The 20,138-nt window shown below is 38.1% G+C and carries 15 protein-coding genes and 2 pseudogenes; 16 read left to right on the top strand and 1 reads right to left on the bottom strand.

What is annotated here, in order from left to right; genetic code table 11:
• Positions 1-185: 185 nt before the first annotated feature.
• The 11 genes and pseudogenes from BT797_RS10475 to BT797_RS10420 all read left to right on the top strand — a co-directional run.
• Positions 186-500: pseudogene (locus tag BT797_RS10475) on the top strand (NUDIX domain-containing protein); the annotation flags it as partial.
• Between the two features lie 69 nt (positions 501-569).
• On the top strand, positions 570-2,000 hold the full coding sequence (locus tag BT797_RS10470) for a mannose-1-phosphate guanylyltransferase/mannose-6-phosphate isomerase (RefSeq protein WP_139291661.1): 1,431 nt from the start codon (positions 570-572) through the stop codon (positions 1,998-2,000).
• A gap of 32 nt (positions 2,001-2,032) precedes the next feature.
• On the top strand, positions 2,033-2,782 hold the full coding sequence (locus BT797_RS10465) for a glycosyltransferase family 2 protein (RefSeq protein WP_045111745.1): 750 nt from the start codon (positions 2,033-2,035) through the stop codon (positions 2,780-2,782).
• A gap of 9 nt (positions 2,783-2,791) precedes the next feature.
• Positions 2,792-4,210: a phosphohexomutase domain-containing protein gene (locus BT797_RS10460; protein WP_045111744.1), complete on the top strand. Its 1,419-nt coding sequence runs from the start codon at positions 2,792-2,794 to the stop codon at positions 4,208-4,210.
• 69 nt (positions 4,211-4,279) lie between these two features.
• Positions 4,280-5,446 carry a nucleotide sugar dehydrogenase gene (locus BT797_RS10455; RefSeq protein WP_045111743.1) on the top strand — a complete coding sequence of 389 codons (1,167 nt, stop codon included), beginning with the start codon at positions 4,280-4,282 and terminating at the stop codon, positions 5,444-5,446.
• Positions 5,447-5,578: 132 nt separating this feature from the next.
• Positions 5,579-6,570 (top strand): annotated as a pseudogene (locus BT797_RS10450) (NAD-dependent epimerase).
• A 144-nt stretch (positions 6,571-6,714) separates the two neighbouring features.
• Positions 6,715-7,764 carry a UDP-N-acetylglucosamine--undecaprenyl-phosphate N-acetylglucosaminephosphotransferase gene (wecA, locus tag BT797_RS10445; RefSeq protein WP_082276048.1) on the top strand — a complete coding sequence of 350 codons (1,050 nt, stop codon included), beginning with the start codon at positions 6,715-6,717 and terminating at the stop codon, positions 7,762-7,764.
• Between the two features lie 187 nt (positions 7,765-7,951).
• Entirely contained in the window at positions 7,952-9,376 is a 1,425-nt protein-coding gene (locus BT797_RS10440) for an MBL fold metallo-hydrolase RNA specificity domain-containing protein (RefSeq protein WP_045111742.1), read from the top strand.
• Between the two features lie 181 nt (positions 9,377-9,557).
• Complete coding sequence (locus BT797_RS10435; protein ID WP_170860740.1) at positions 9,558-10,748, top strand: glycosyltransferase; 1,191 nt, start codon at positions 9,558-9,560, stop codon at positions 10,746-10,748.
• 324 nt (positions 10,749-11,072) lie between these two features.
• Positions 11,073-12,005 carry a glycosyltransferase gene (locus BT797_RS10425; RefSeq protein WP_075472002.1) on the top strand — a complete coding sequence of 311 codons (933 nt, stop codon included), beginning with the start codon at positions 11,073-11,075 and terminating at the stop codon, positions 12,003-12,005.
• A gap of 19 nt (positions 12,006-12,024) precedes the next feature.
• Positions 12,025-12,933 carry an ATP-grasp fold amidoligase family protein gene (locus BT797_RS10420; RefSeq protein ID WP_075472001.1) on the top strand — a complete coding sequence of 303 codons (909 nt, stop codon included), beginning with the start codon at positions 12,025-12,027 and terminating at the stop codon, positions 12,931-12,933.
• Positions 12,934-12,983: 50 nt separating this feature from the next.
• On the opposite strand, the gene BT797_RS10415 is transcribed toward BT797_RS10420, so the two are convergent.
• Entirely contained in the window at positions 12,984-14,303 is a 1,320-nt protein-coding gene (locus BT797_RS10415; protein WP_082293693.1) for an O-antigen ligase family protein, read from the bottom strand.
• 230 nt (positions 14,304-14,533) lie between these two features.
• On the opposite strand from BT797_RS10415, the gene pseB reads away from it, so the two are divergent.
• Genes pseB through pseI form a run of 5 tightly spaced genes read left to right on the top strand, consistent with a single transcriptional unit; the run spans position 14,534 to position 20,098 of the window.
• Positions 14,534-15,535, top strand: coding sequence for a UDP-N-acetylglucosamine 4,6-dehydratase (inverting) (gene pseB / locus BT797_RS10410; protein ID WP_075471999.1), 1,002 nt, complete (start codon positions 14,534-14,536; stop codon positions 15,533-15,535).
• A 13-nt stretch (positions 15,536-15,548) separates the two neighbouring features.
• On the top strand, positions 15,549-16,724 hold the full coding sequence (gene pseC, locus BT797_RS10405) for a UDP-4-amino-4,6-dideoxy-N-acetyl-beta-L-altrosamine transaminase (RefSeq protein ID WP_075471998.1): 1,176 nt from the start codon (positions 15,549-15,551) through the stop codon (positions 16,722-16,724).
• Complete coding sequence (pseF, locus tag BT797_RS10400; protein WP_045111737.1) at positions 16,724-17,410, top strand: pseudaminic acid cytidylyltransferase; 687 nt, start codon at positions 16,724-16,726, stop codon at positions 17,408-17,410. Before pseC ends, pseF begins: the two co-directional genes overlap by 1 nt.
• A 1-nt stretch (position 17,411) precedes the next feature.
• The gene (gene pseG / locus BT797_RS10395) at positions 17,412-19,004 is read left to right on the top strand and encodes a UDP-2,4-diacetamido-2,4,6-trideoxy-beta-L-altropyranose hydrolase (protein ID WP_075471997.1); all 1,593 of its coding nucleotides are present in this window, start codon (positions 17,412-17,414) and stop codon (positions 19,002-19,004) included.
• 41 nt (positions 19,005-19,045) lie between these two features.
• Entirely contained in the window at positions 19,046-20,098 is a 1,053-nt protein-coding gene (gene pseI, locus BT797_RS10390) for a pseudaminic acid synthase (RefSeq protein ID WP_075471996.1), read from the top strand.
• Positions 20,099-20,138 lie beyond the last annotated feature (40 nt).

Below are 20,138 nucleotides of genomic sequence, written 5' to 3'. Positions count from 1 at the left end.
CAACTTTCACTTTTCTCTTTTCTCTTTTCTCCTTTTTTGCCTCGGAGATTTATGTTTTTAGATAACAACACATTTGAAACTGTTATCGATTCAACACCGCTTATTTCGATTGACCTTGTGGTTAAAACCCACAGAATCAAGCATTACTCGGGTTTAGAACCAATCGACCCGCGCAGGGTTATTGGTTTGTACCTGGTGGTCGCATTCAAAAAAATGAATCGATGCAAACTGCATTCACACGACTTTGTCAGCATGAACTCGGATTAACCTGTGCCATTGAGCGAGCGACATTGCTTGGCCCTTTTGAACATTTTTATGATGACAGTGTGTTCGGCGAACACGTCTCAGCGCATTATGTGGTATTAGGTTACGAGATAACGGTTGATGAGTCTCAGTTGTCATTGCCCACAGAGCAGCACAGTCAATACCAATGGTTGGATGTTAAAACGTTACTAACACAAGATGACGTACATCAACACAGTAAGTGGTACTTTACTTAGCGTCAGAAATTGATGTTAAGAATCAATTTCCATATTCAATTATTTAAAAATAAAAAGTTAAGGTTTATTATGATTTTACCAGTAATCATGTCTGGCGGTAGCGGGTCACGCTTATGGCCTTTATCTCGCGCACTGCACCCAAAGCAATTTTTAGCATTATTAAACGAAAATACCTTATTACAAGAAACTATTAACCGTCTTGATAATAGGCAATGCTTAAACCCCTTGATTATCTGTAATAACGAACACCGTTTTATTGTTGCAGAGCAGTTACGAGCTAACAATACCGCTGCAGGTGACATTATCCTTGAGCCGATGGGTAAGAACACCGCCCCTGCGATTACACTGGCTGCATTGGCAGCTGTCGCTAAAGATGATGACCCATTATTACTGGTATTAGCCGCTGACCACGTGATTAAAGATGTTGCCGCATTCCAACAAGCGGTGCTTGATGCCAAAGTCTTTGCTGCGCAAGATAAACTTGTGACTTTTGGTATCGTGCCAACACATGCTGAAACGGGTTATGGCTATATTAAACAAGGTGCTAAACATACAGACAATGAAGCGACTGGCTTTGACGTAGACAGCTTTGTAGAAAAACCAAATCTAGCAACAGCAGAAACCTACCTCGATTCAGGTGAATATCTGTGGAATAGCGGTATGTTCATGTTTAAAGCCTCACGCTATCTTGAAGAGCTGGCTAAATTCTCACCTGATATGTTAGCTATATGCACAAAAGCCTACGAGTATAAAACACAAGACTTAGACTTTACCCGTATTAGTGCTGATATCTTTGCCCAATGCCCTGAAGACTCGATTGATTACGCGGTGATGGAACCTCTTTGTAAAGCTGAAGGCTCTGATGCTATCGTCGTGCCAATGAATGCTGGTTGGAGTGATGTCGGTTCATTCTCATCATTATGGGAAGTGAGCGAAAAAGACGAGAATGGTAACGTTAATCACGGTGATATCATCTCGCACAATACCACTAACTCATACATTAATGCCGGTCACAAGTTAGTAACAACGGTTGGTGTTGATAACTTAGTGATTGTTGAAACTAAAGACGCGTTATTAGTGGCCTGCAAAGACCAAGTTCAAGATGTGAAAACCATCGTTGAAAAGTTAAAAGCAGATGACCGTTACGAATATAAACATCAACGTGAAGTGTTCCGTCCTTGGGGTAAATATGACTCCCTTGATTTTGGTGAGCGAGATCAAGTAAAACGTATTACGGTTAATCCGGGTGCTAAATTATCGATTCAAATGCATCACCACAGAGCAGAACATTGGATTGTAGTATCGGGCACTGCAAGCGTCACCAATGGTGAGCGAACTTTCTTAGTGACAGAGAATGAATCGACGTATATTCCATTAGGGCAAATTCACGCATTAGAAAACCCTGGTGTATTACCGCTGGAATTGATTGAAGTGCAAACGGGTTCATACCTTGGTGAAGATGATATTGTCCGTTTTGATGATAAATATGGTCGTGTTTAAGTTAAGGTAAACTTAGCTCTAGGAAATAGTAAATGAAAGTTTCGATTATCACAGCAACTTATAATAGTGTTGCAACAATTAAAGATACCTTACAGTCATTAAATAATCAAAGTTATGAGAATATTGAATACATTATTATTGATGGTGCTTCAAGCGATAATACGCTGGAAGTTATTAAGCAACAATGCCCGCGCGTAACAACAATTATTAGTGAGCCAGATAAGGGTATTTATGATGCGTTGAATAAAGGCATTAAAGCGGCTACGGGTGATATTATCGGGTATCTTCATTCTGACGATCTATTTGCTTATCCTGACGCAGTTAAAGATATTGTTGCTAAGTTTGAAAATTCAAATTGTGATGCCGTTTATGGCGATCTTCAATATGTATCGAAAGACAATATTGATAATGTTATTCGTTTATGGAAATCAGGAACTTACGCTAAAGAAAAATTAAAAAATGGTTGGATGCCGCCTCATCCAACATTTTACATGAAGCGTGAATTCTATAATAAATTTGGCGTATTTGATTTGAAGTTCAAGATCGCTGCTGATTATGATTCACTACTACGTTATCTTTGGGCTAATGATGTAACACTTTCATATTTACCTAAGGTGGTAATGAAAATGCGTGTTGGCGGTGCAAGTAATCGAAGTCTCAAAAATATAATCCAAAAAACCAAAGAAGATATTCATGCATTAAAAAATAGCGGACTTTTTTGGCCTCAAGCTGTGCTATTTAAAAACTTATCAAAAATACCGCAATTCTTCATTAAAAAATAAGATCTTATTATGACAAAATTAACAGCATTTAAAGCCTATGACATTCGTGGTCAATTAGGTACAGAACTAAATGTTGACATTGCATACCGTATTGGTCGTGCTTTTGGTCAACACTTGTTTTCAAAAAAAGAGTCTGCAGCAACTCCAACTGAACGAAAAACCGCCGTTGTTGGTGGTGATGTACGCCTCACATCAGAAGAGCTAAAACTCGCATTAGCTAGTGGTTTAATGGACGCGGGTGTCGATGTTATCGATATAGGTATGACTGGCACTGAAGAAATATATTTTGCGACAAAATCCCTTGGTATTGATGGCGGTGTTGAAGTTACAGCAAGTCATAATCCAATGGATTACAACGGTATGAAATTGGTACGTGAGGACTCAAAACCAATCAGTGGTGATACCGGCCTGCGTGAAATTCAAGCGTTAGCTGAAGCAAACAATTTTGCCGATGTTGTTGCAAGCAAGCGTGGCACGTTAACGCAGCAATCAACATTAACAGCTTATGTTGATCACCTAATGACATACATCACGCCTGCTAACATTAAGCCTATTAAATTAGTGGTTAACTCAGGTAATGGTGCCGCGGGCCATGTTATAGATGAACTAGAACAGCGTTTTCAGGTGCTAAATGTACCTGTTGAATTTATCAAAGTTCATCACGAAGCGGATGGTAATTTCCCTAATGGTATCCCAAACCCATTGTTACATGATTGCCGTGCGGATACCGCGAATGCGGTTATGGAGCATAAAGCGGATATGGGTATCGCATGGGATGGTGACTTTGACCGCTGTTTCTTGTTTGATGAAAATGGCGAATTTATCGAAGGTTACTACATAGTCGGCTTATTAGCTGAGGCGTTTTTACAAAAAGACGCTTCACAAGGAAAAAGTGGCGCTAAAATCATTCACGATCCTCGTTTAAGCTGGAATACCATTAATATCGTTGAAGCGAACGGCGGAGTACCAATTATGTCTAAGACGGGTCATGCTTTCATTAAAGAACGTATGCGCAAAGAAGATGCGGTATACGGTGGTGAAATGAGTGCCCATCACTATTTCCGTGACTTTGCTTATTGCGATTCAGGCATGATCCCTTGGTTACTTGTTACAGAATTACTGTCAGTAAAAAACATGAAACTGTCAGACACCGTGAAAGCGCGTATTGAAGCCTACCCATCATCGGGTGAAATCAATTCGAAGCTTACTAATCCCGTTGAAGCGATTGCCAGAGTGCGTATGCAATACGAAGTTGAAGCATTAGTTGTGGATGAAACGGATGGTATAAGCCTAGAGTTTGCTGACTGGCGTTTTAACTTACGTTCATCAAATACTGAACCTGTGGTTCGTTTGAATGTTGAATCTCGTCAAAATATTCCATTGATGGAAGAAAAAACTGCTGAAATCTTAGTGTTATTACGTCAATAAATTATCAGACAGCGTTATATTGAATAAGTGTATTCATTTTTATGAGTGCATTTTTATTGGAATTATAAAATGAAAATTGCTATTGTTGGAACTGGCTATGTCGGTCTGTCAAACGCAATGCTTCTTGCGCAACACAATGAAGTAATTGCGATTGATATCATCGAAGAAAAAATAAATCAATTAAACAAAGGTATCTCATCAATTGCAGATACTGAAATTGAAGATTTTTTACAAAATAAAGAATTAAACTTTATTGCTACATTAAATAAAGTATTAGCTTATAAAAATGCTGATTTTGTCATTATCGCAACACCAACAGATTATGACAGTGTTAATAACTACTTTAATACCTCGTCTGTTGAAGCTGTTATAAAAGATGTAATGGAAATCAATCCTACAGCTGTCATGGTAATTAAATCAACAGTACCTGTGGGTTATACTAAGCGTATAAAGCAGAAGTTATGCTGTAGCAATATTATCTTTTCTCCAGAATTCTTACGTGAAGGTAAAGCGTTATACGATAACTTACATCCTTCACGTATTATTGTGGGTGAAAAATCGGAACGTGCGCAAGTATTCGCTAATTTATTAGCACAAGGTGCGGTTAAAGAAAACATCGATATTTTATTTACAGATTCAACAGAAGCTGAAGCGGTAAAGCTATTTTCAAATACTTATCTTGCCATGCGTGTATCTTATTTTAATGAACTCGATACGTATGCCGAAACGCATGGCTTGAATGCTCGTCAAATTATTGAAGGTGTTGGGTTAGACCCTCGTATTGGCAGTCATTACAATAACCCATCATTTGGTTATGGTGGCTATTGCTTACCAAAAGACACCAAACAATTACGAGCCAACTTCGAAGATGTACCTAACTCGTTAATTAGCTCTATTGTTGATTCGAATACTGTGCGTAAAGACCATATCGCATTTTCTATTATCAATAGACAGCCAAAAGTAGTGGGTATCTATCGTCTGATCATGAAAACGGGTTCTGATAATTTCCGTGCATCGTCTATTCAAGGCATCATGAAGCGTATTAAAGCTAAAGGTATTGAAGTTGTTATTTATGAGCCAGTGTTAGTAGAAGAGACCTTCTTCAACTCTCGTGTAATAACTGACTTCGAAGAATTTAAGCATATGTCTGATGTGATAGTGTCGAACCGTATGGAAGATGCGTTAATATCAGTTGTAGGTAAGGTTTATACTCGCGATTTATTTGGTTCTGATTAATTATCTTTAGTGCTCTTTTTAAGTAAGTTTATTTTTATGTTTCGACAAAGCATTAAAGAACCACTTTAGTGCTTTATTATTTTTGTCATTCTACCATCTTGCATCTTTTTTTAATTTTTTAAGGTTATCACCATGAAATATTTAGTTACTGGCGTTGCTGGTTTTATTGGTTCGCAAGTGGTTGCTCGTTTGTGTGCTTTAGGTCATCAAGTCATCGGTATTGATAACCTGAATGATTATTACGATGTTAATTTGAAACTAGCGCGTTTAGACGAAATCAATCCACTAACAACATTTCAATTTATCGAAATGGAGGTATTGCTACATTATTTAAAGAGCAACAATTTGATAAAGTTATACACTTAGCCGCACAAGCAGGTGTTCGTTATTCTATCGATAACCCGATGGCATACGCAGATTCTAATCTTATTGGTCATCTAACTATTTTAGAAGGCTGTCGTCATAATAAAGTCAAACACCTTGTCTACGCATCATCTAGCTCTGTTTACGGCTTAAACAGCAAAACACCGTTTGAAACCAGTGATAGTGTCGATCACCCAGTGTCCTTATATGCAGCAACGAAAAAATCAAATGAGTTGATGGCACACTCTTACTCTCATTTATATAATATGCCAACAACAGGTTTACGTTTCTTCACTGTATATGGTCCAGCTGGCCGTCCAGATATGGCCCCCTTCATCTTTACTAAAAAGATATTAGATGGCGAAACTATTGATATTAATAACAATGGTGATATGTGGCGTGATTTCACGTATATCGACGATATTGTTGAAGGTATTATTCGTATTCAAGATGTTATTCCAACAGTCGATGCCGATTGGAAAGTTGAAACTGGTTCACCAGCAACAAGCTCAGCACCATACAGTGTCTATAACATCGGTCACGGTAGCCCAATTAGTCTAATGGATTTTATTGAAGCGATTGAAGAAGCATTAGGTGTTGAAGCAAAGAAAAACTTCCGTGAAATGCAACTTGGTGATGTATATAAAACGTATGCTGATACAAGTGACTTGTTTGCTGCGATAGGCTATAAAGCAAAAGTGGGCGTTAAAGAAGGCGTAAAAGCATTTGTTGACTGGTATAAAGATTTTTATGGCAAATAGGCCAAGAATAATACATTATGTATTTAGTCAACTTACCTAAGTAATAAATAACAATTTATATTTTTAAGTTGATATTTATTCTCTGCTATATTCGTGAATCAAGTATGCCCAATAAATTTAAAATTCATTAAGGTTATAATAAACATGTTCATAGAACTCGGTTTTGTTTTCTTTTTTTCTTTAGTTACGTTATTTACGATGCGTAAAATAGCAAAAGAAATAGGTTTAGTTGATAAGCCAAATGAGCGTAAACACCATAATGGTGCTATTCCACTCGTAGGTGGCATTACCATTTGTATTTCCTTCATCTATTTCTTGTTTAATAATCCAGAGTTGTTACCTAATCACAATTTATTTATGTTCTCTATTTTTATCCTTACCCTTGTGGGTGCGTTGGATGATAAATATGATCTTAGCTTCAAGGTACGTTTTTTTGTTCAAGGTGGATTATCGATAGCAATGATGTTTGTTGCTGATATACAGTTGCATACATTAGGTAATATGTTTGGTTTTGGTAATATTAGCCTGGGAGTTGTAGGCTATTTTGTCACCGTTATAGCTGTTGTTGGTGCGATTAATGCCTTTAATATGGTTGATGGTATTGACGGACTGCTTGGGGGATTATCTATAGTGACACTGGGTGGCTTAGGATTTATTCTTAGTACTGACGGACAAAGTAATCTAGCTTACTTATGTCTTGTTCTCATCGTTATTATCTTACCTTATGTCCTGTTTAATCTGGGTTTATTAGGGCGTGAGCGTAAAGTATTCATGGGTGATGCTGGTAGTATGTTGATTGGCTTTACAGTAATTTGGTTCTTATTATTATCAACACAAAAAGTTGGCGGGGCACCGTTACGTCCTGTTACTGCTCTGTGGTTAATTGCTGTACCGCTGATGGACATGGCTGCGATCATGATCCGTCGAATTCGCCGTGGTGACTCTCCGTTTAAACCTGATCGTGAACATTTACACCATATCTTCCAACGCTTAGGTTTAAACAATACCCAAATATTATGTGCTATCTGCTCGATCGCGATTGCATACGCTGCTTTTGGTATCTACGCGGAAATTGCTAATATTCCAGAATGGATAATGCTGGCGTTGTTCTTAGTGTGTTTCTTTATCTATCAATTATTATTATCAAAAGTATGGATTATTACGGCAAAGATTCGTGCTTGGCGTGATTGTTAACATTGGACAAGATGACACATAACACATATTAGATATGATCATATCGTTTGATAAGCACCTAGTAAATTGTTGCTTATTCTAACCATAAACAACTAATCAGTACTTAAATCAGTACATCGACCTATTACTTTCCTTGGGATGTGGCTTTAAACTCATAGTTTAAATTGCTTTCCAAGGATGGAAAAAAATGCGTATTTTACATCACGGTGCGGTTAATGGTGTGACCGGATCTTGTCATCAGCTGTATATGAATGAGTATAATTCAGTGCTGATCGACTGCGGTTTATTTCAAGGTTCAGAAGCCGCAGGTAACAACAATAAAGACCAACACTCCATCGATTTTAATGTGCGCACCGTTAAAGCGCTTATTATCACGCATTGCCATATTGATCATGTTGGCCGCATTCCTTACTTATTAGCCGCTGGCTTCACTGGCCCCATTTACGCTACCGAAGCTACAGCAGCTCTCCTTCCCCTCGTTATCGAAGACGCCCTTAAAGTCGGCGTGACCCACGATAAAAAACTGATCCAAGCTTGCCTCTCTCTATTAGAAAAACAGCTTATTCCTGTACCTTATCAAAAATGGTGCACCATTGACGTGCTTAAAATACCCAAAGAGGATATAAGTGTAGATGAAGTCTGCTATCAACGTCAAAAGATCCGCTTTTGTCCAGCAGGGCACATTTTAGGTTCTGCCTATGTCGAAATTGAACTCGCCACTGATAAACCTATTCGCCGTCACCGTGTTGTATTTTCTGGTGATCTAGGCGCTTCTTATAGTCCGTTATTATCATCCCCCCGATCGCCATACCGCGCCGATACATTAATTATTGAAAGTACCTATGGTGACAAAAGGCACGAACACCGTAATGAACGTAGCCAAAAGTTACAAGCCGTCATTGAACATGCAGTGAGTGATAATGGTGTGGTTTTGATCCCCGCATTCAGTATTGGCCGCACCCAAGAATTACTCTACGAAATAGAGCAATTTATTCACAGCGCTCCAGAGATGAGTGTATGGAAAAGCATTGAAATAATCGTCGATTCGCCAATGGCAGCAAACTTCACCAGTAAATACCGTGACTTTAAATCCTTGTGGGATAAAGAGGCGTTAGGCAAGTTAAAACAAGGTCGCCATCCACTTAATTTTGATCAGCTTTATACCATCGACAGTCATCAAGATCACCTGACTGTTGTCAAGTACCTGGCTAGGCGAAATAAACCTGTCATTGTCATTGCCGCCAGTGGTATGTGCAGCAGTGGACGTATCGTTAATTACCTTACGCAATTTTTACCTGATGCCAAAGCCGATGTTATTTTTGTTGGTTATCAAGCCCAAGGTACCGCGGGTCGGGATATCCAACAATATGGACCAAGGGGAGGATATGTTGATCTTAATGGTAAGCGAATAACCATTAATGCCAGTATCCATACCATTAGTGGTTATTCAGCCCATGCCGATCAGCAAGATCTACTTAATTTTGTTAAACACATAAAACATAAGCCGCAAGAGATACGTATTGTGCACGGTGATGAAGTTGCTAAAGCGGTGTTCGGGGATAAGCTAGGAAAATTGGTGCCGGATTCTCTTATATTACTGCCTAATCAATAATATAGGGGTTAAATGTTGGATAAAATGTTTATGGTATCGTTTCATATATAAGCCAACTGATTTTGCCGTAATCTTGCCGTAAACGTCTATTTAATGCATAATTCACTTCCTGACTTTGCTAATTTAAATAAAAGTAAAGGTTATTATATTTTTTGCATGAATAAATATGCGAGTGGGTATCTTGAATAAAGCAAGAGAATTAAAAATGAAAAAAATCCTTTTCATCGTTCATAATTTAAAGTTTGGTGGTATTCAAAAAATAACACTAGAATTAGCCCGTAACCATATCAAAATGGGTAATGAAGTTCATATATTGTGTCTTGAAAAGGGACAATCCCTGCCTATTGATTTTGAGTGTGATATTCATACGTTAGATTTGTCTAAGTTGATGATTAGAAATCCAGTTATAGCTGCTTATTATGTACTGTATAAATCGATTCTTAGGCACTTATTACCTCGAAGCGAGTTTTATTTTTCAACTATAATCTACAAAAAACTGGTCAGTGATAAAATCCATCAGATTGAGTCTGATGGACGAAAATTAGATGCTATTTTTATACGAGGAGCCCGATCCGTGCAACGTATGTGGTGGTATAAAAAGGACAATGCGGTATTTAGCTTACATTTGCCTTTTTCTTTATCTACAACAACAACAGGACTGATTGGAAAATATAACAACTGGCTTACGTCTAAACTATTTCACGACAAAATATTTTTTTCTGTTTCTGAATATATAAGACATAGTGTAGAGCAATCGCTTAAGATTCAAAATGTGACCCCTAAAAAGCATTTATCTATACATAATCCTTGTGATATAGGAAGAGTAAGACACTTAAGCTCTCAAGATATTAATATCTATGATGGAGATTTTATATTAGGTGTAGGTCGATTAACAAATCAAAAAAGATTTGATTTGTTAATCAAAGCCTTTCATCGAATAAACCCTGCTGATTGTAAATTGATCATTTTAGGCGAAGGTAATCAAAGGCGGGAACTTGAAAAGTTAATTAATGAACTTGATTTAGCTGAAAAAGTGATAATGCCTGGTTTTGTAGATAACCCATATGTTTGGTATAAAAAGGCAAAATTATTTGTTTTAAGCTCTGATTGTGAAGGTTTTGGTAATGCTATTGTTGAGGCGTTAGCCTGTGGAACCCCCGTTGTGAGTACAAACTGTGGCCCTGTAAATGAGATATTAACAGGTGAATTGAAAAAAGGCCTTGTTTCAAAAGGTGATTTTATAGCATTAGCGAATGTAATGGCTGAATATTTAAAAAATCCCATTGTACCGAGTGATAAAAATGTCGAGCGATTTTCTTTTGGCACTATCATCAAGCAACAACTGGATTTACTGAATGATAGTGATATCTAGGTTAGGTGGTAGTAATAGCTAAGTGTTACTTATATTAATGCATTATTTAATCGAAATGTATTTATGACGTTTGGAATAAAATAAGAGAAATAAAAATGAAAAAAATCCTTTTCATCGTTCACAATTTAAAGTTTGGTGGTATTCAAAAAATCACATTAGAATTAGCCCGTAATCATATAAAAATGGGCAATGAAGTTCATATTTTATGTCTTGAGAAAGGACGGTCATTACCGATTGATTTTGAGTGTAATATCCATACACTAAATATATCTAAACCTTTAATTTTTTAATCCTTTTCTTGCCATATATTATGCTTTATATAAAGTGATTTTTAGAAATTTACTACCTCGTAGTGAATTTTATTTTTCGACTTTAATCTACAAAAAACTCGTCAATAAAAAAATTGATCAAATTGAGTCTGATGGACGAACATTAGATGCTGTTTTTGTACGTGGTGCTCGTTCAGTTCAACGCATGTGGTGGTATAAAAAGGATAATGCAGCATTTAGTTTACATCTTCCTTTTTCTTTATCCAGTAATGCGAAAGGAATAATAGGTAAGTATAACCATTGGCTCACGTCTAAGTTATTTAAAGATAAAGTTTTTTTCTCTGTTTCTGAATACATAAGGCAGGGTGTTCAGGCGTCTTTAGCAATACAGGGTGTAGCTCCTAAGAAGTTTTTAGTTATAAATAACCCATGTGATATAAAAAGGGTGAAAGGCTTAAGTACTCAAGATGTTGATCTTTATGATGGGCATTTTATATTAAGTGTCGGGCGATTAACAACTCAGAAACGGTTTGATTTATTAATTAAATCTTTTCATCGAGTCAATCCGGATGATTGTAAATTGATTATTTTGGGTGAAGGAAACCAGAGACAAGAACTTGAAAAACTAATTGATGAATTAGGTTTAACAGATAGAGTGTTACTTCCTGGGTTTGTAGATAACCCATACCCTTGGTATAAAAAAGCAAAGCTTTTTGTGCTCAGCTCTGATTTTGAAGGTTTTGTTAATGTTGTTACAGAGGCCTTAGCTTGTGGAACACCTGTCGTTAGTACGGATTGTGGTCCTGTCGACGAGATACTAATAGGCGAACTTTCCAAGGGAATTGTGCCAAAAGGCGATTTTGTGGCTTTAGCAAATGTGATATCTGAATATTTGAATAATCCCGTTTTACCTTCAGAAGAAAATATAGCGAGATTATCCTTTGAGAATATTATTAAGCAACAACTTGAGTTGTTGAACATAAATTAATTACAGTAGGCATGATGTTATGAAAATCATCGATCGTATTATACCTGATTCACTGAGTAAGCATGTTAGACGTTGGAGGTATGATTTACGGTATAAGCGTAAGTTTAAAGAACTCCACGGTTATGAATTAAACGAAGATAATCCCAACACATTTGCAGAAAAAATATTTTATAGAAAAAAGTTTGGTAACTTTGAGGAAATGGCAAAGTTTGCAGATAAGTATACTGTTAGAAAATATGTTGAAAAACAAATTGGAGCAGAATATTTGATTCCTATTTTAGGTATATATGAACAACTTAAAATAGCCGATTTTGATGATCTACCAAATAAATTTGTAGTAAAAACGACTCATGGCAGTGGCAAAAATCATATTGAGATAGTGCGAGATAAAGCATCTCATGATCTTGATAAGTTAATCGAAAAAATGAATTATGCGCTAACATTAGACTTTGGATTCGTAAGAAGGGAGTTGGCGTATACAAAAATAGAAAAGCGAATCATGATTGAATCATTTTTACCCTCTGAATCGGATACCCCCGATGATTATAAATGCCATTGCTTTACGAATGATGAAATATTTATTGGTGTAGATCAGGGACGTTTTACTGAGCATAAAAGAAGTATATATGATGAAAATTGGAATATGACTGATATTGCCTTAAATACATTTCCTCCTGTTGAAGACTGCAAAAAGCCTGTAAATTTTGAGTTGATGAAACAACTGGTTCGAAAGTTAGCTGAAAATTTTGATTATGTTCGAGTCGATTTTTACAATATAAATGGAAAAATGTTTTTTGGTGAGCTAACCCTGACTCCTGCAAATGGAATGGAATCGTTACAAGCAATAAAGCAAGGAGATAATTGGGGTGAAAAGTGGGGTAAGTTATGGGTTTTAGACAAAGAGAATAAACTATTATATAGAAATTAAATTACTGCGTAAGATGGTTAGAATACTATCTTACGCGTAAAAATATTATATTAATCTATAGTTTTTTGCTCTGAAATTGATACTTGTGATACACATAGCACCATTAACATAACGTAGGTTATTGATGGTAGGGTACTGGTTAATACAGTATCACTTAAACCTGCTATAGCGTAATTCGTCACGATGAGACTACCAGCAAGTGCCACTTGCGGATTATTAGTCCAGTGTTTGATAAAAATATATAGCGGAAGTAATAATACCAATAAGATCGAAATTAGCCCTATTAGTCCTTGACAGCCTAAAGCCTCAAAGTAAATCGAATGGAAGTGTTTTTCTGCGTATTTTTTTGCATAAGGGGCTATTTTCCCTTCTTTGATTAACTCTAACATTCTATCGCGAGCGGCTAATTTTCCATAACCAAAGAAAGGTTTTTCTGCAGCGAGTAACAAAGAACCCTTCCATAGTTCTAGTCTAATTGTCGATGATGAGTGTGGCGCCCATGATTTTTTTTGTGTTGGTGTGATCTTTTTCTCTGTTGATTTGTTTACTATCGAAGTTGTACTTTTGGTCGTTCTCACCGTGTCCTGTTCAATGGTTTTGTTAACAGCAAGCGTTACATTTTTTGATGCTATGTTAATTCTTTTTATCAATGCATCGTTATTGAATAACGATGTTACTCCTATAGCACTGATTAATAATACCCATAATATGAAAATATTACTTTTAGACTGTCGAAATGTGAGAACTGAAAAAACTAACATGGTAGCCAAAGCCGATAGTGCTACCCCTTTTGATTGTGATAGTACTATTGCTGAAATAGTTAAGGGAAAGGTAGCATATACCATATATTTCAACAATTTATTGTCACTATTACTTTGTGGCAATAAGAATGCTAAGAGAGCAGTCGCTGATACCATCAATGGTATAACATTATTGCCTAGTACGTCTCTTCTATCTAAGCCTGTAATTTGAGCGTTAAGCATGCCGATAAAGCAAATGATGAGTCCGAATATGAAGGCCCAATGGATAATTTTCTTATCTGGGTTATTTTTAACGAGAAAAGCGGCAACAAGTAATAGAGGTAAGCCGCGTAATATTTTTTTTACATGGCGCATATCTGTTGTTTCTTGAACCAAGTTAACCAGATGCGGAAAACTAAAGGCTATAAATGCAAGGCTCAATAATGTGAGACTTCTGTTCCAGCTTAATTGTTTGTAATAACCTGCAACCACCGCCATTAAAGTTAAAATTGTGGTGCTAACTATGTAACCTTTTGGAAATAAAAATAATAATACGGGATAAAGGCAGACTCCAATAGTGGATGCTAGGAGCCATTTAGATTGGGTGTCGTTGGGTAATGACAAATTCATGGTAGACAAGCCTGTTGCTGTGAATTATAGATATGTCGTGATAATACGGGATAAATTGATTTTAGGCTACGTTATCATTTTTGATTATGATGAAACTCATATCGTTAATGTAAGTTTATTGTCTGGCAACATTAGTATAATATCGGTTTATATTAATGCATGCCTATTTTTAACATATATTCCCTGTATGTATTGTGCTTAATTTATAACGCGTTTATCAAAGGATAACCATGTTCAACAACAAATCCATTCTCATCACCGGCGGCACTGGTTCTTTTGGTAAAAAATACACCAAAACCATTCTTGCTAATTATAAACCAAAACGTTTAATTATCTTATCGCGTGATGAGCTTAAGCAGTTTGAAATGCAGCAAGAGTTTAATGATCCATGTATGCGTTACTTTATCGGTGATGTGCGTGATGCTGAGCGTATGATGCAAGCGATGCAAGATGTGGATTTTGTGATCCATGCTGCCGCGTTAAAGCAAGTACCTGCGGCAGAATATAACCCGATGGAGTGCATTAAAACTAATATTCACGGTGCAGAAAATGTCATTAAAGCGGCGATTGCTAACAAAGTAGAAAAGGTAATCGCGTTATCAACAGATAAAGCGGCTAATCCGATTAATTTATACGGTGCAACCAAATTGGCCTCGGATAAGTTGTTTGTTGCTGCCAACAATATGGTGGGTAGTGGTCCAACCCGTTTTGCTTGCGTGCGTTATGGTAATGTTGTTGGCTCGCGTGGTTCCGTGGTGCCTTTCTTTAAAGGTTTGCTAGAAAAAGGGGCAGAATCATTACCTGTGACTCATCCAGATATGACGCGTTTTTGGATCACGTTACAAGACGGTGTTGATTTCGTACTGACTAACTTTAAACGTATGCAGGGCGGCGAAATATTTATTCCGAAGATTCCTTCTGTGCATATTATGGATTTGGTTGCGGCTTACGCGCCTGACATTAAAACCGAGATCATTGGTATTCGCCCAGGTGAAAAGTTACATGAGATTATGTGCCCAGCAGATGATTCGCATTTAACCTTAGAATTTGCTGATCATTATGTTATCTGCCCAACGATTATATTTTTTGGTCAGGATATTGATTATGGCTTAAACCGGTTAGGTGAAAAAGGTCAAGCCGTAACACAAGGTTATGAATACCATTCCGGTAATAACCCTGATTTTCTGAATATTCAGCAGATCCGTGATTTTGATCGTCAAGCTGAGCTGTAAGGAATAGTTTGTTATGATCCCTTATGGTAAGCAGGATATTAACCAGCAAGACATTGATGCGGTCATTGCTGTATTACAATCCGATTTTCTCACTCAAGGCCCGCAAGTCCCTTTGTTTGAACAAGCTCTGATCGCGCATACTGACACTGACTATGCCGTGGCTTGTAATAGTGCAACATCGGCCTTGCATCTTGCTTGTTTAGCATTAGATCTTGGAGAAGGGGATTGGTTATGGACCACCCCTATAACCTTCGTCGCCTCGGCTAATTGTGGACTATATTGTGGTGCAAAAGTTGATTTTGTGGATATTGATCCTGCGACTTATAACCTCTGCCCTGATACGCTTGAGAAAAAGCTCATTATAGCTAAAGCACAAAACAAATTACCCAAAGTTGTTATTCCTGTGCACTTGTGTGGTCAATCCTGTGATATGGCCGCTATTCATGCATTATCATTACAATATGGTTTTAAGATCATTGAAGACGCTGCCCATGCCATTGGTGGTTCGTATCAGGGGAAACCGATTGGTTGTGGTGAGTATGCAGATATTACCGTATTTAGCTTTCATCCGGTGAAAATTGTCACCACCGCAGAAGGTGGCGCGGCGTTGACGAATCAACGTGCATTAGCAGATAAAATGATTCTGTTACGCAGCCATGGCATTACTCGCGATCCGGCATTAATGCAAGGAGAGTCCGATGGCGCTTGGTATTATCAACAAGTCGAACTTGGCTTTAATTACCGTATGACAGAATTGCAGGCTGCACTGGGTGTGTCGCAAATGCAGCGACTTGATGCGTTCGTTACTGCGCGGCATTACCTTGCACTGCGTTATAACTCGTTACTCAGTAAGTTACCTGTTACAACGCCTGTTCAGCTAGATAATACCTATTCAGGTCTGCATTTATATGTTATTCGTCTACAGTTAGACCGAATTTCGTTAACACATCGAGATGTTTTTGATGTATTAAGAGCCAATGGCATCGGTGTTAATTTGCATTATATACCGGTTCACTTACAGCCTTATTATCAACAGATGGGATTTAAACAAGGTGACTTTCCTGCCGCAGAACATTATTACCAAGATGCTATTTCATTACCGATGTTTCATACTATGACGGAGCAGCAACAAGATGAAGTTGTGACTGTCCTAACGCGTATTTTATTACCTAGTGTGGCTGAAATATAATGAGAGTAGCAATGATCCCTGCCCGTGGTGGCAGTAAGCGAATTCCTCGTAAGAATATCAAGTTATTTCATGGTAAACCTATGATTGCTTATTCAATTGAAGCCGCGCAAAAATCCGGTTGTTTTGATAAAATAATCGTGTCGACCGATGATCTCGACATTGCTGATATAGCTAGGCATTATGGTGCCGAAGTCCCCTTTATCCGTCCAGCTAATATTGCTGATGATTACGCGACCACCATGGATGTCATTCAACATGCGATAGGATGGTGTGAATCACAAAATATAACCGTCGATTTACTTTGCTGTATTTATGCCACAGCGCCATTTATATCATCGAATGATTTATCTGCGGGGTTAGAAGCTGTATCAGAACGTAATATTGATTATGCATTCAGTGCTACTTCTTTTGCTTTTCCCATTCAACGTGCTATTTCATTGAGCGAGAATGGCTCTGTGAAAATGTTCCAGCCTGAGCATTTAAATACGCGTTCTCAAGACTTACAAGAAGCTTTCCACGATGCTGGTCAATTTTATTGGGGTAAGGTATCTGCATTTAAAGTAGGAAAGCCATTTTTCTCTTTATCTTCAAAAGCTGTCTTGATACCGCGAAAAAGGGTGCAAGATGTGGATACTTTGGAAGATTGGGAATTTGCTGAAGCGTTATATGCGGTCATGAAGGTTTAATGTGAATATCGTCATTCGTACCGATGCGTCGGTGCATATCGGTAGTGGTCATGTAATGCGCTGTTTAGTATTAGCACAAGGGCTAGTACGGCAGGGCCATCAGATGAGTTTTGTTTGTCGCCCGCAAGCGGGAGATTTGGTTGCTTTCATTGAAAGTAAAGGTTTCCCTGTTTATAAATTAGTGGAACCAAAAATTGAATTTCTCCCTGAGAGTAGCGCTGATTATGTGGCCTGGTTGCAAGTACCTTGGCAGCAAGATGCGCAAGATTTGTTAACACTGGTGACGAATGCTGATCTGGTTATCGTCGATCATTATGCGTTGAATGCAAACTGGCAACAGTGCATACAACAAACATTGAATTGTAAGATCATGGTCATCGATGACTTAGTACGTAATCACCATGCGGATCTAATTTTAGATCAAACATTATTACGCTGCAGTGACGAATATCAGCCCGCTCACGATGATACTAAGGTATTAACTGGTTGTGAGTTTGCATTATTAAATCCACTATTTAGCTATTATCGTGAGCAAGTATTAACAGATGATAAGCTCTCCCTCAGACCCAAATTATTATTAAGCATGGGCGGAATAGATCAACCTAATGCGACCTTGCAGGTTTTAACCGCGCTTGCTGCAATACCTGCGTTAGCCCGGCCTTTCGTTACTGTGTTATTAGGGCCTCGTGGACCCCATTATCAGCAAATACAGGCATTCTGTCAGCAGCATAGTGATTGGATCACACATTTAAACTTTGTTGATAACATGGCAGAATTAATGCTGCAACATCAAGTCGCTATTGGTGCGCCAGGCACTACCACTTGGGAAAGAGCCTGTTTGGGATTACCGAGTATTATTATTCCATTGGCTGAAAATCAGCGGACCATCAGTCGTAATCTAGTTGCTGTGGACGCGGCGTATAAGGTTGAACTCGAAGATATAGCTCAGCGGTTAATGATAACTTATCAGCGGTTATTACAGAATTGGTCCGTGTTGAGAGAGAATAACCTTAAGTTATGTGATGGGTTGGGATTGAACCGGGTATTACAGGTTATTGAAAATTTAGATAGTACTGTTCATTTAGATAGCTCTGCACATGTCAATGGGACGTCATGTCTACAGTTACGCCGTGCTGCTCTGACGGACATCAAACCGGTATTTGATTGGCAATGTCACCCGCACACGCGGCAATATGCGTTAAATAAACGAGTGCCGAGCTGGTCTGAACATCAAACTTGGATGATTAATAAGCTCAGTCAGCATCAAGATTATTTTTATATTATTACCATATCAGATACATCTTTTACATTTTCTGCATTAAGCCATAAGCAGGTTCGCCATGGTATCAGCGTCGGCGTAGTGCGTTTAGATAGAATAAATACAGCTGAATACCTGCTGTCTATTTTTATTGACCCTGCTTATTATGGTCAGGGTATTGCTAAGCGAGCACTAACATATTTGGATGAGCTACACCCAAATATCACTATCCATGCTAAAGTAATGATGGCTAACACGGCTTCACAGCAACTATTTAATCAGGCTAATTATCAACGCTTAACGGCGGAAACTTTTGTCCGTTATCCACTGTCTTAAACGGCTATTTCTCCTTTTATCGAAGAGTATTTTTTAACATCATGACTGAGCAGTATATTACTATCGATGGTCGCAAAATTGGCCCCCACTTTTCGCCCTATATTATAGCCGAACTATCGGCAAATCATAATGGTGATATCAATCGTGCTTTTGCAATCATGGAAGCTGCAAAAAAAGCGGGCGCTGACGCGATAAAATTACAAACTTATACTCAAGATACGATAACGATGGATTGCGACAGTGATGAGTTCCAAATCAAGGGGGGGTTGTGGCACGGACAAAGTTTATATCAGTTGTATACCAGTGCGCATATGCCGTGGGAATGGCACCAACCATTATTTGCGAAAGCGAAAGAACTCGATATTACTATTTTTAGTTCGCCTTTTGACTTTACTGCTGTGGATTTATTAGAAGAACTGGATGCGCCAGCGTATAAAATTGCCTCATTCGAGATTGTTGATTTACCTTTAATTAAACGGGTTGCGCAAACCGGTAAACCGATGATTATTTCAACCGGCATGGCAGATCAAAGCGAGATTGAACTCGCGATACAAACAGCTAAAGATAATGGCTGTGATGATTTGGTTGTATTGCATTGTGTGAGTGGTTACCCAGCGCCCGCAGCACAATATAATCTACGCACGATTGCCGATATGGGTCAACGTTTTGACGTGCTAGCAGGGTTATCTGATCATACCATTGATAATGCAACCGCGGTTGTTTCTGTTGCTTTCGGTGCTTGTGTGATTGAAAAACACGTGACTTTAGATCGGAATGCGGGCGGTGCGGATGATAGTTTTTCTCTTGAACCAGATGAATTAGCTCGGCTTTGTCGTGATACCTATACCGCTTGGCAAGCGATGGGGAATGTAAATTATGAGCGCACACCAGCAGAGCAAGGTAATGTTAAATTTCGTCGCTCGTTATATGCTGTTAAGGATATTGCCGCTGGTGAGTTATTTACAACGGATAATGTTCGCAGTATTCGTCCTGGTTTTGGTTTAGAACCAAAGTATTATGACCAAGTATTAGGAAAAAAAGCTAACGTTATAATACCTAAAGGTACGGCGCTGAGTTTTGGGCTAATAAGTTAGAGGAACGGTTAGTATTGTGAATCTTATATGCACTAACTGC

The sequence above is a fragment of the Moritella viscosa genome (genome assembly GCF_900120065.1).
Classification (GTDB): domain Bacteria; phylum Pseudomonadota; class Gammaproteobacteria; order Enterobacterales; family Moritellaceae; genus Moritella; species Moritella viscosa.
This window is presented reverse-complemented; position numbering and strand designations above follow the sequence as displayed.

What these genes read in the sequence shown, in the direction of transcription:
- pseB (WP_075471999.1), top strand. Translation starts at nt 14,534, where the DNA reads ATGTTCAACAACAAATCCATTCTCATCACCGGCGGCACTGGTTCTTTT.
- BT797_RS10470 (WP_139291661.1), top strand. Translation starts at nt 570, where the DNA reads ATGATTTTACCAGTAATCATGTCTGGCGGTAGCGGGTCACGCTTATGG.
- BT797_RS10440 (WP_045111742.1), top strand. Translation starts at nt 7,952, where the DNA reads ATGCGTATTTTACATCACGGTGCGGTTAATGGTGTGACCGGATCTTGT.
- BT797_RS10415 (WP_082293693.1), bottom strand. Translation starts at nt 14,303, where the DNA reads ATGAATTTGTCATTACCCAACGACACCCAATCTAAATGGCTCCTAGCA.
- pseC (WP_075471998.1), top strand. Translation starts at nt 15,549, where the DNA reads ATGATCCCTTATGGTAAGCAGGATATTAACCAGCAAGACATTGATGCG.
- BT797_RS10420 (WP_075472001.1), top strand. Translation starts at nt 12,025, where the DNA reads ATGAAAATCATCGATCGTATTATACCTGATTCACTGAGTAAGCATGTT.
- pseF (WP_045111737.1), top strand. Translation starts at nt 16,724, where the DNA reads ATGAGAGTAGCAATGATCCCTGCCCGTGGTGGCAGTAAGCGAATTCCT.
- BT797_RS10460 (WP_045111744.1), top strand. Translation starts at nt 2,792, where the DNA reads ATGACAAAATTAACAGCATTTAAAGCCTATGACATTCGTGGTCAATTA.
- BT797_RS10455 (WP_045111743.1), top strand. Translation starts at nt 4,280, where the DNA reads ATGAAAATTGCTATTGTTGGAACTGGCTATGTCGGTCTGTCAAACGCA.
- BT797_RS10465 (WP_045111745.1), top strand. Translation starts at nt 2,033, where the DNA reads ATGAAAGTTTCGATTATCACAGCAACTTATAATAGTGTTGCAACAATT.
- wecA (WP_082276048.1), top strand. Translation starts at nt 6,715, where the DNA reads ATGTTCATAGAACTCGGTTTTGTTTTCTTTTTTTCTTTAGTTACGTTA.
- pseI (WP_075471996.1), top strand. Translation starts at nt 19,046, where the DNA reads ATGACTGAGCAGTATATTACTATCGATGGTCGCAAAATTGGCCCCCAC.